The sequence below is a fragment of the Halomonas sp. PA16-9 genome (genome assembly GCF_009728585.1).
Classification (GTDB): domain Bacteria; phylum Pseudomonadota; class Gammaproteobacteria; order Pseudomonadales; family Halomonadaceae; genus Vreelandella; species Vreelandella titanicae.
Window position 1 is genome coordinate 1,712,853 of the sequence record NZ_CP040451.1, and the last position, 11,688, is coordinate 1,724,540.

Consider the following 11,688-nt stretch of genomic DNA (forward strand, 5'->3'; position numbering starts at 1 on the left):
GCAGTCTGCCAGAAAATTCCTCAGCGAGGCAAATAATAGTGAAAAGTAAAACGTCCATGCTTGAGGTGCTGCGCCGGGTGATTCAGGAAGTGAACGGCGCGCGCACCCTCGACGCCGCGCTGTCCACGATGGTACGCCGAATTCGTAAAGCGATGCAGACTGATGTGTGCTCTTTCTACCTTTACGACAAGGAGCTTGAGTCGCTGGTGCTGATGGAGACCATTGGCCTGCGCACCCAGGCAGTAGGGCGCGTAGTACTGCCGTTAGGCGAAGGCCTAGTGGGCTTGGTGGCCAAACGCAGCGAGCCGCTTAACCTCGAAGACGCCCAGACCCACCCGCAATTCCGCTACTTTGAAGCTACCGGTGAAGAGCGCTACTCCAGCTTTTTGGGTGTGCCGATTATTCACCAGCGCCACATGCTGGGCGTATTGGTGGTTCAGCAAGCCGAAAAGCGCCGCTACGACGATGAAGACGAAGCCTTTCTGGTCACCATGGCCGCGCAGTTGGCGGGGGTGTTGGCGCATGCTTTAGCCACGGGCAACCTGCTGCGCCCGGCGCTTGCCGGAGGGCAGGCAATGTTTAAAGGCGTTGCTGCCTCGCCTGGCATGGCCATGGGGGAAGCAGTGGTGATTACCCCGCCCGCGGATTTAAACAGCGTGCCGGATCTGATACCCCGCGATCAGGATTATGAGGTCGCCCGCCTCAAAGAAGCCATTGGCAAAACCCGCAACGAAATTCGTGCCGCGGCCGAACGTTTGGCAAGCAGGATCTCTGCTCAAGAGCTGGCGCTGTTCGATGTTTATCAGCAGATGCTCGGCGAAGCCGCGCTGGCTGATGAAGTGGAAAAACGCATTCGCGAAGGCCAGTGGGCACCAGGCGCTCTGGCCGATGTAGTGCGTCGTCACGTCCAGTATCTGGAGCGGGTAGACGACAACTACCTGCGTGAGCGAGCGGCAGATATTCGTGATCTTGGCCGCCGGGTACTTGCGCATCTGCAAGAAGATACCCCATCCACGCCGGAAACCTACCCCGATAACGCTATTCTGGTCGGTGATGAGATCAGCGTGGCCATGCTGGGTGAAGTCCCCCGCGAAAAGCTCAAAGGGCTGGTCTCGGTACGCGGCTCCAGCACGTCCCACGTGGCGATTGTCGCCCGGGCCATGGGCATCCCGACAGTGTTGGGCATGGTGGATTTACCGCTGCCGCGCCTAGGCGGGGCGCCGGTGGTGCTGGATGGTCACCGTGGTCGCCTGTTTGTGCGCCCGGCGCCTGAACTTACTGCCCGTTATGAAAGTCTGATCGCCGAAGAAGAGGCGCTCAGCGAACTGCTTGAGCACGAGCAGGATCTGCCCAGCGCCACGCCCGACGGTCACACGATGCCGCTCATGGTCAATACCGGGTTAGCGGTAGATGCCACCGCGCTGCTTAAAAGCCGTATCGGTGGAGTGGGCCTCTATCGAACCGAAGTGCCGTTTATGATTACCGAACGCTTCCCCGGCGAGAAAGAGCAAACCAAGCTTTATCGTGAGCAGCTCGAAGGCTTTGCCCCGTTGCCGGTGGTGATGCGCACATTGGATATCGGCGGTGACAAGGATCTGCCCTATTTCCCCATTGAAGAGGCGAATCCGTTTCTAGGCTGGCGCGGTATGCGGGTAACGCTGGATCACCCGGAAGTGTTAATGGTGCAACTGCGCGCCATGCTCAAAGCCTCGATCGACCTGGATAACCTCTACGTTCTCTTCCCGATGATTACCAACGTCGAAGAGGTCGATGAAGCGCTGCGCCTGCTTGATCGCGCCATTTTAGAGCTGGGCGAAGAGGGGATTACTGTCGTCAGACCTAAAGTGGGCGTGATGATTGAAGTGCCCGCCACTATCTATCAAATGGACGCGCTGGCGAAGCGAGTCGACTTTTTCTCAGTGGGCAGCAACGATCTAACCCAGTACTTGCTGGCGGTAGACCGTAACAACCCGCGCGTATCGAGCCTTTACGATGCGCTGCACCCGGCGTTGCTCGGCGCTCTGCTGGAACTTGCTAACGATGCGACGCGGCTCGATAAGCCCATTTCGCTCTGTGGTGAATTGGCCGGAGACCCGGCTGGAGCGCTGTTGCTCATGGCCATGGGCTTTACCAGTCTTTCCATGAATGCGCCAAGCCTGCCCAAAGTGCGCGCGGCCATTCGCCGGGTGCCGTTCAGCGATGCCGAGCAGTTGCTCAAAGAAGTGATGGAGCTAGACACCCCTGCCCAGGTGCATACCCATCTAGAGGGACGCATGGATGAGTGGCAGCTATCGCACCTGATGCCGCCCCGTGACTAACTTTTTTTGCAAATACTAGAAAGTGGATTCAAGCGAACTGCTGGGCAACGCTAAAGAGGTTTCACCCTCAAAGCGCCCCAGCGGCCCAAAGCGCTGTTCGGTAACTTCGATGTGCCCGTCGCTATCCAGAGTGAGCCACGAGGTGGCGCGGGTGCCATAGCGCTCGCCGACAATAAACGCCGCTGAAAGCTGGCGCTCCAATTCAAGCCCCACGCCGGTATCCGGCAACTCCTCGATAGCCGCTTCTTGTGGATTTTGCATAGCGCGCTGAACGCCACTAGGCCATGCCTGGAACGGGTCTGGCTGTAAAAGAGTGTGCTCAAGCGCAGTGCGTACATGTAGAAGCTTTGGCCAGGGTGAGTTGAGATCAGCGTTGGAGAGGCCATGAACCCCGGGAGCTACCTCAGCGAGAGCCAGACGATCTCTGCTGCGGTGTAGGTGCCAAAGCCGTTGGGGCGTGGCGACCAATAAATTAAAGCCCGCGTAGCGCATTGCCTCGCCCTGGCTGAGCGCAGTTAGCCACGCTTCTATATCGCTACATTGCAGGGCATCGGCGACCAGCTCCCCCCTGCTTGGCGCGCCGGGTGGTGTGCCCAATTGCGGGTCACGTACGTTGGTTAACGCGGCCACTACACCGCCGCGCTTGGCTGCCAGCCATGAGCCACCGGCCTCTAAATCGCGGCCACCGACAATGGCCGAGTTATCTTGCCACTCACCCAGCGGCGCGGTGGGGCGCGCATGGAACTCATCACGGTTACCCATTAGCCGCAAAGGCATGGGGGTGCCGGGTTGCCAAGCAAACGATATCAAGCACATAACAAACTCGCAGGCGAAAAGGATGAAAAACGTTCAACGCAAGAGCCGCATGACAGTAACGAAGCGTAGACGTACACTGACATTAGTATCATGTTTGTAGCATAAATCGTCACACCGAATGGGTGTGGGGCCTTAAACAGCGGTCACGTTATCAGCGGCCATACGGCCAATAGGAAGGCGAGATCATGCAGCGCTATCAAAGGGAGCACTTTTGGAATGCCATTGTTTGGCCTCTGCTGTGGCCACTGCTGCTTGTGCAAGCAGCATTAATCGTGCTCTGCGTGGTGGTTGGCGCCATGATGTGGTGGATGTCGCCCAGCTACGTCTCTTGGAGCACCATGTTGTGGCTAATGGCGGCGCTGCTTATCGGCAGCAGTTTGAATGTCGGCGCCTTCCTGATGTTGGTTAAAGCGCATGCTCGGCGTCAAGATAATCGCTTTATGCAAGAACTCACCGAACTTGAACGGCACAGTCAAGCACTATGCGCTACCGCTGCGCGTTCACTGCCCGAGCATAAATGTTCCCCGCCGGATGTCGCCGACGAATCTCATCTACCCCTTCAGCGGCTGGCCAGCGTTAATGAAATCCTCGCCGGTCTTGAGCGCTGCATGCACTGCTCCCAAGTGGCCACTGCCGCTACTAAGAACACCCGGCAGGAGCATGAGCAAACCCTGCTGGACGATCTTCAGCACCAGCAACGGCAGCTCAAGCACTTGATCGCCGGTCGTGAAAGGGCGCGGGAAGAGTCACGATTAAAATCAGGCTACTTAACGCTGCTGCAGCGTGAAACGGATAGCTTGTTAGACCATTTAAACAGCATGGTTGATAAAGAGCTCACCGATAACGGTGGGCAAAATATCATGGAAGTGTATGAGCACCTATCGGATATCCGCGCGCTACTGACCAATCTTGTTCAACAAAGCGCTGAGGGAGGAGTTGAACCAGGTTCTGAACAAAATTCTTTGAGTGGTGAGGCACAAGGGAGGAGTGGTGATCGCCCGGGGGCGCCGCGCACTTTACGCGTATTGGTCGTCGACGACGGCCGGTAAATTTGATGCTGGCCCGGCAGATGCTGGAAACCCAGGGCCTACAGGTGGAAGGCGCTAGCAGCGGTGAACAGGCGTTGGAACGCCAGCAAAACGCGATATTTGATCTGGTATTTATGGATATTTTTATGCCTACTCTGGACGGGCTCGAAACCACCCGGCGCTGGCGCGAGTACGAGCGCAACCATGGCGTTAGTCAAAGCGTGTTGGTCGCACTAACGGCCAACGTCGACAATGCCGGGCGCGACGCCTGTCTAGCCGCCGGTATGGATGACTTACTTGCCAAGCCTTACCAACCCCAAACCCTCATGAATATGATTGCTTACTGGTTTCCAGGCACGATTAAAGCGGTTCCGTCTGAATGACCATCGTCACGGCGCTATCGATTTATTTAACCTTAGGCGCCGTTGCGGGCACCATGGCAGGTGTATTTGGCGTGGGTGGTGGGCTCATTATCGTTCCTGTCTTGGTCTTCGCGTTTGGTCTGCAGAACATCGCCTCTGAAATTGTCATGCATTTAGCCATTGGCACCTCTCTCGCCACCATTCTCGTCACCGGTTCATCGTCCACTCTTGGCCATTATCGGCGCGGCAGCATTCACCGTGGGTGGCTTAAAGCGTTGCTGCCTGGCTTAGTATTAGGTTCCATCGCTGGGGCGTTTATTGCCGACAACCTCTCCGGCACGGCGCTGGGAACTATGTTTGGCATCTTTGTTCTACTCATTGCCGCTAAAATGGTGTTTGGATTAACGCCTAAGCAGGGCAGTGCCTCACCCGGCAAATGGATAATGACGCTCGCCGGTGGCGTGATCGGCGCTGTTTCAGCACTGTTCGGGATTGGCGGAGGCGCCATGACAGTACCGCTACTATCACGCTGTGGTGCCAGCATGACTCAAGCGGTGGGCACGGCAGCGGCGGTAGGGCTACCCATCGCGCTGGTGGGGGCTCTGGCGTTTATCGTGGTGGGCTGGGGTAATCCACTGCTGCCCGCCTGGACAACTGGCTTTGTTATGTGGCCAGCGTTTTTCAGTATCGTGGTCACCAGCGTTCCATTTGCCCGCTTAGGCGTTAAACTTGCCCATGTTTTGCCCGCTCATGTGCTACGTCTCTCCTTCGCGTTACTGCTGGCAGTGGTAGGGGGGCGTTTCCTGCTCACCTAGCCTGTGACCGTTTTACGTGCTGAGTGGGCGTCTTGCATATTTCCTTTGGTCAGATTAGAGAGTGTAAATGATTAATTACCCAACGATTGACCCAGTGGCTATCTCCTTGGGGCCGCTGCAAGTCCATTGGTATGGCCTTATGTATGTGGTGGGATTTGTCGCCGCCTGGTGGCTTGGCTGTCGGCGCGCATCGCGTATTGGTCTCAATAATGACGATATCGGTGATTTGCTCTTCTACTGTGCCATCGGTGTCGTGGCTGGAGGGCGCTTAGGGTACGCGCTGTTCTACGGGCTAGGGCAGTGGACAGCCGACCCGCTGTGGATCTTCCGCGTATGGGATGGCGGCATGAGCTTTCACGGCGGCCTACTCGGGGTACTCCTCGCCGCCTGGATATTCGCTCGGCGTAAGCAACTGGCTTTTTTAACGCTCACCGACTTTATCGCTCCTCTGGTGCCGATTGGCTTGGGGGCCGGGCGTATCGGTAACTTTATTAATCATGAGCTACCGGGCCGCATGACCTCGCTTCCTTGGGGCATGCCGTTTCCCGGCATGGGGCCTGAGCCGCGTCATCCATCAGCGCTCTACGAGGCGCTGTTAGAAGGCGTCGTGCTGTTCGCCATTCTGTGGTGGGTCTCCGCCAAGCCGACTTCACGAGGCTTTTTATCCGGGCTGTTTTTAGTCTGCTACGGCGTGTTCCGCTTTATGGTCGAATTTGTCCGCATGCCCGACGCCCACATCGGCTTTATCGCCTTCGGCTGGGTCACCATGGGCATGCTGCTCTCGCTTCCCATGATCGCGCTGGGCCTCGTCATCATCGCCTGGTCACGCTCCCAGCCTGTGGACGTAAAACTTTCAAACTAAAGCACCGCGGTGCTGTTAATTGGGCGCCAAGCGCTACAGGAGTTTGCTTCCACACAGTCGTGTGCATGCGTGATTTAGTAGCGCGTGGTAAGCCCCAGGCGCACCCGCGAAAGCATCGCGAAGCGGTGCCGGGGTTTGGTTATATGCCACTGGGCGTCGTCCCGACGCCTCCCGCGGGTGCCTCGTTTGCTCGTTCCTCGCAGACTCGTTACCACGCGCTACGGTATGTGCACGCACCTGACTTTGGTGGTTTTCGTTGCGCGTCCGCGGAAGCAGCGCGAAGCGGTGCCGGGGTTGGGCGAATAACGTTAACGGGGCGGCACCGCTAGACCGGGCAGCTATGGGCGCCTAGAATAAACCGCTACATCGCCTGTTAATTTGGAAATTCTGTGACTGCACCAACGCCCGCGCTTGAGCAACCCTATTTAGACTTGATGCAAACCGTTTTGGAGCATGGCGTTGACCGCCATGACCGTACAGGCGTCGGCACGCGCTCCGTGTTTGGCCATCAAATGCGCTTTGATTTATCGCGTGGTTTTCCACTACTGACCACCAAAAAACTCCATCTGCGCTCGATTATTCACGAACTCCTGTGGTTCCTGAAAGGCGACACCAACATCGCCTACCTAAAAGAGAACGGCGTGCGGATTTGGGACGAGTGGGCGGATGAAAACGGCGATTTAGGCCCCGTTTACGGCTACCAGTGGCGCAGCTGGCCCGACCCAAAAGGTGGCAGCGTTGACCAAATTGCCAAGGTGCTCGGTCAAATTCGCACGACACCCCAATCCCGCCGCCTGATTGTTTCTGCATGGAACCCAGCCCAGGTCGATGAAATGCAGCTACCTCCGTGCCACTGCCTGTTCCAGTTCTATGTGGCCAATGGCAAGCTGTCGTGCCAGCTCTATCAGCGCAGCGCCGACATTTTCCTCGGCGTGCCGTTTAATATCGCCAGCTACGCTTTACTACTGACCATGGTCGCCCAGGTGACCGGCCTGCAGCCGGTGAATTTATCCACACCCTAGGCGATGCGCACCTGTACAGTAACCACCTTGAACAGGCCAAAGAGCAGCTATCGCGTACGCCTAAAGCGGCGCCTAAGCTGGTGCTCAATCCAGAGGTAGACGACTTGTTCGCATTCCGTTTTGAAGATATTCACATTGACGCTTACGAGGCGCACCCGCACATCAAGGCCGAGGTAGCGGTATGAGCCAGCGAAACGATACGAGTAATCAAAACGGCGCTTTCGACTCTCTGGTGCCGGTGGCAATGATCGTTGCCATGGCTAAAAATCGTGTGATCGGCGTAGACGGCAAGTTGCCCTGGTACCTGCCCGAAGATTTAAAGTTCTTCAAACGCATTACCCAGGCAAAACCGCTGGTCATGGGGCGTAAAACCTACGCTTCCATTGGCAAGCCGCTGCCTAATCGGCTTAATGTCGTTGTCACCCGCAACGCCGAGTTTTCCCACGAAGGCGTACGCGTGTGCCACGACTTGCCCGCAGCGCTAGAGTTAGCCGACCAGCACGCCACCATAGAAGCGGCGGAAGAGATCATGGTAATGGGGGGCGGAGAAATTTACCGCCAAGCGCTTCCCTTTGCACAGCGGCTTTACATAACGGAAGTGGACATAGAGGTAGAAGGCGATGCAACGTTTCCTGACTTCGACCCCAGCGAGTGGCAAGAAGTACAGCGCGTAGCAGGGCAGCCAGCAGAAGGGCAGCCAAGTTATGATTTCGTCGTTTACGAGCGCATCGCCGACTAAAAAGGGCAAAGGAGAAGGCTATGGCCGCCAGCTTAATGAATATATTAGATGATTTAGAAGCGCGTCTTGAACGCACACAAGCTGAGCTACATGCCCTGCGTGAAGAAAACCAGCGGCTAAAACAGCAATTGGCGTTGAAAGAAACCCAATCGCAAAGCGTGCCAAGCTCCGAAGCCACGACTAAAATAGATAATGAAAGACATAGCGAAGAAGCTGTCGATGCAAAAGTTCTCGACCCAAAAGCGCCTAAAACGCCACCATCCAGCGAAGTAGTGCCAGATGAGGTCAAGCCAGAAGAAGCCGAGCCAGTCGAGGCTAAGCCAAAAGAAACAGGGCCAGAACAAAAAGCTGAATCATCAGCTACCGCTGAAACGGCCAAAGCACCTTCACCGCATGCCTTGCTGAATCAATGGTACGAGCGCTACCCCAAGGCGTTTTTTAAAGGCCACACAAAACCCTTAAAAGTTGGTATTCATCAACAGCTTGCAGAGCGCGAAGAGTGGCCTAATAAGCTAATTCGTCGAGCCTTAGCCAACTACGTGAACCTCCCGCGCTATATAAAAGCAGTGCGCGAGGGTGCCGAACGGGTAGATTTGGATGGCCAACCCGCAGGTAAGGTCGATAAAGAAGCGGCGCGACACGCAGCAGAAAAACGCGGTGAGAAGAAAGAAGGAGGGCAGCCCAAAAAAGCGCAACCTAAACCATCGCCTGCCGCTAAAAACACCCGTCAAGAAAAACCGAAACAGCCTGATTTAGCGCAGGATGCAGAACCGAAGGCAGAAAAAGGCGAGCCGCGTAAGTCGCTTAGCTTGGAAGACAAATTGTTAGATTTACAGCAGAAATTCAAAGGCCGCTGAGACCGGGCCCAGCAGCAGGGGTTCCATAAAAAAGCACAAATAGTAAGAAAACACTGTTTTTTTCTATTGCGTTCCCTGGAGTCCCGGTATAGAGTTTGTTCTGCGAGCATTGGACTATAACAAGGCTTAGTTGAGGACATGCCGCATACCACCGGGAAAAAACCGGCGGATGGCAAAAGAGCATGGCCCGCAAAGCCAACTGCCAACTTATTAAGAGTTGAGCAGCAACGATCGAAACAGTATACGAGTTAAGGAACTTACATCATGAAAAAGACACTTTTAGCGACTGCTATCGTTGGCGCCCTGGGTGCCTCTGCTGCAGCACAAGCAGCTACCGTTTATGACCAGGATGGCACCCGACTGGACGTCTATGGCCGTATCGCCATGGGTGTTGCTGGTGGCGGCCCTGAGTACAACGGTGACGGCGAAAAAATCAACAACGACGCTGAGTTCGTAGATGTTTACTCACGTCTTGGTCTGCGCATGAGCCACGAAGTTTCACGTGACCTGACTGCTTTCGGTCGTGTTGAGTGGCGTTTCGACGGTGACGAGCGTACCGGCCCTAGCGGTAATGGCAACAGCGGTTTCAAAGAAGTTCGTCAGAGCTACATCGGCTTGCAAAGCGACCAGTTCGGTACTTTCCAAGCAGGTAATTTCGACAGCTTCTACAATCAGTTCGTTTCTCTGCCGTTCGATTGGGAAATTGATCGCGGTTTAGAGTTTGCTGGTCACCCGAAGCAGTCGCGTGGCGACTCTATCGGTTACTACACGCCTGACCTGAGCGGCTTCACTGCATTCTTGCAACTGAAACACTATAGCGAGCGCGGCCTGACTGAAGCGGAAGAAACTTCTGAAGGTGACGTAATCGCGCCGCAAGGTGGTGTTCGTTACGCACAAGGCCCTGTAACTGTTGGTCTGGGTTTTGTTGATGACGTTGCACGTGGCGGCGGTAACGCTGAAATGTTGTACGGTCTGATCGGTTCTTACGATATCACTGACCAGTTCTCTGCTCTCGCTTGGGTTACGAAACTCGCGACGATAACAACCTTCGTGGTGGTGGTTACGACACAGTTGGCCTAGGTGGTACTTTCACCACTGGTCCTTGGGCGTTTGCTGCTGACATCTACGATGTAGATCCTGACAACGGCGACAGCCGCACTTCTTGGGCCCTGGGTTCTTACTATAACGTTTCCAGCAACTTTGATGTGTTCCTAGAGCTGCAGCAAGCTGACCAACCGTCTATCGACGTTTCCATCGGCGGTGGCAGTGGCGTCGATGTTGAGCGCGCTGATGGCGACGACATGTACTGGCTAACAGGCGCTCGTTACCACTTCTAAGCCTGGTTTAAACACTACGCTTAAAAGGTAACTGCCTAGCAGAACCAAATAGAACCGGCCTCTTTAGAGGCCGGTTTTTTTTGCATTTTTGCCAATAATATTTATTAATACAAATAAGAACTGTTTTCCTTTAAGGTCGGCTTGATATTGTATAACATTGTTTCGCTGCATATAGCTGAGAATAGCTGAATAGCTAAAGCAGTGAACAAGATTAGCGTATCAAGGGATTATTTCTAATGCAGAAGAAGCAGTTAGCGGTGGTTGTAGCAAGTCTGTTAAGTATCTCCTCGGTTCAAGCCACAACACTTTATGATCAGGACGGCACGAAGCTGGATATTTACGGCCGTATTGCCATGGGTATTGCGGGCGGTGGCCCTGAGTTTAATAGCGCTGGCAATAAAGTGGATGACGGCGCGGAATTTATTGATGTCTACTCCCGCCTAGGGTTTCGAATGAGTCATGCGGTTACTTCAGACCTAACGGCATTAGGACACTTGGAGTGGCGGTTTACTGGCGATGAGCGCAACACGGATCAAGGGTTCAACGAAATACGACAAAGCTACATCGGTTTATCAAGTAAGCAGTATGGCACGTTGCTGGCAGGTAATTTTAATAGCATGTATGCCCAGTTTGTCTCGCTGCCGTTTGATGTTTATCAAGACCGGGGATTACTGTTTAAATCATCGGGTTTGCAGTCTTGGGGTGATTCAATTGCTTACTACACGCCTGAGCTGAACGGCTTCACTTCTTTTCTCCAGGTTAAGCACTACAGCGAGCGAGGGTTAACGGCTTCAGAGCAGAGTAGTGAAGGTGAGGTTGTTGCCGCACAAGGTGGTATTCGCTATCAGCAAGGCCCATTCAAAGTTGGGTTTGGTGCAGTGGAAAACGTAGTGCGTGGTGGTGGCAGTGGAAATGGTGAAACGCTGTATGGCCTTATTGGGGCATACTCGCTATCTGATCAGCTATCAATGCGCTTAGGTGTTGAAACTCAAGACAACAGCGATATCTACGGCAAAGGGTTCGAAACGGTCGGCCTAGGTGGTACCTACTCCACAGGGCCCTGGGCTTTTACCGCAGATTACTACAATGTAGACCGTGACGAAGGCGAGGAGAGTAACGCCTGGGCGGCAGGTGCTTACTATAAAGTCACCAGTGCATTTGACGTGTTCGTAGAGCTAGCCGATGGTGATGCGCCAAGCATGCGCAAAGAAAACACGGCAGACAGGACATATTGGCTGACAGGCGCACGTTATCACTTCTAACGGCGTTTCAAGAGCTTGTTTATATCAAAACGGTCACAAAATGTGGCCGTTTTATTTGGGTTTTCAACGACCGCAATTTTTACACGAAGAATGAATAAGCTGTACAGGCATTGTCCATGTAGAGCCGCTGGCGGTATTCCCCTACAATGGGGCGCTGGCAAAAACGCTTTGCGCTTATGCCACCCACTTTCATCCACCCAGAGAAGTAGGGCAAGGGAATACGCCCGTTATAATCCCTGGGCGGTAGCGTGCCTTTTATTTGGAAATAAT

Annotated in this window: 7 protein-coding genes and 3 pseudogenes; 9 read left to right on the forward strand and 1 reads right to left on the reverse strand. The window is 54.6% G+C overall.

The annotated features are described in order from the left end of the window. Nucleotides 1-56: 56 nt before the first annotated feature. Nucleotides 57-2,318, forward strand: a complete 2,262-nt coding sequence (gene ptsP, locus FDY98_RS07925; protein WP_027958836.1) for a phosphoenolpyruvate--protein phosphotransferase — start codon at nt 57-59, stop codon at nt 2,316-2,318. Between the two features lie 15 nt (nt 2,319-2,333). Here the strand turns inward: ptsP and FDY98_RS07930 are convergent, their stop codons facing one another. Further along, entirely contained in the window at nt 2,334-3,134 is an 801-nt protein-coding gene (locus tag FDY98_RS07930; protein WP_155705749.1) for an NRDE family protein, read from the reverse strand. Nucleotides 3,135-3,319: 185 nt separating this feature from the next. Here FDY98_RS07930 and FDY98_RS07935 point away from each other — a divergent pair. The 8 genes and pseudogenes from FDY98_RS07935 to FDY98_RS07970 all read left to right on the forward strand — a co-directional run bounded on the left by FDY98_RS07935 (nt 3,320) and on the right by FDY98_RS07970 (nt 11,418). Beyond that, nucleotides 3,320-4,545: pseudogene (locus tag FDY98_RS07935) on the forward strand (response regulator). Continuing rightward, on the forward strand, nt 4,542-5,339 hold the full coding sequence (locus FDY98_RS07940) for a sulfite exporter TauE/SafE family protein (RefSeq protein ID WP_155705750.1): 798 nt from the start codon (nt 4,542-4,544) through the stop codon (nt 5,337-5,339). Before FDY98_RS07935 ends, FDY98_RS07940 begins: the two are co-directional and overlap by 4 nt. Nucleotides 5,340-5,406: 67 nt before the next feature. Next, entirely contained in the window at nt 5,407-6,201 is a 795-nt protein-coding gene (gene lgt / locus FDY98_RS07945; RefSeq protein WP_155705751.1) for a prolipoprotein diacylglyceryl transferase, read from the forward strand. Nucleotides 6,202-6,635: 434 nt separating this feature from the next. Then, nucleotides 6,636-7,408, forward strand: a pseudogene (locus FDY98_RS07950) (thymidylate synthase). Next, nucleotides 7,405-7,962: a dihydrofolate reductase gene (locus FDY98_RS07955; protein WP_027958918.1), complete on the forward strand. Its 558-nt coding sequence runs from the start codon at nt 7,405-7,407 to the stop codon at nt 7,960-7,962. Before FDY98_RS07950 ends, FDY98_RS07955 begins: the two are co-directional and overlap by 4 nt. A gap of 20 nt (nt 7,963-7,982) precedes the next feature. After that, nucleotides 7,983-8,819, forward strand: coding sequence for a ProQ/FINO family protein (locus FDY98_RS07960; RefSeq protein ID WP_101148433.1), 837 nt, complete (start codon nt 7,983-7,985; stop codon nt 8,817-8,819). 264 nt (nt 8,820-9,083) lie between these two features. Beyond that, nucleotides 9,084-10,156, forward strand: a pseudogene (locus tag FDY98_RS07965) (porin). Between the two features lie 236 nt (nt 10,157-10,392). Then, complete coding sequence (locus tag FDY98_RS07970; protein ID WP_155705752.1) at nt 10,393-11,418, forward strand: porin; 1,026 nt, start codon at nt 10,393-10,395, stop codon at nt 11,416-11,418. Nucleotides 11,419-11,688 lie beyond the last annotated feature (270 nt).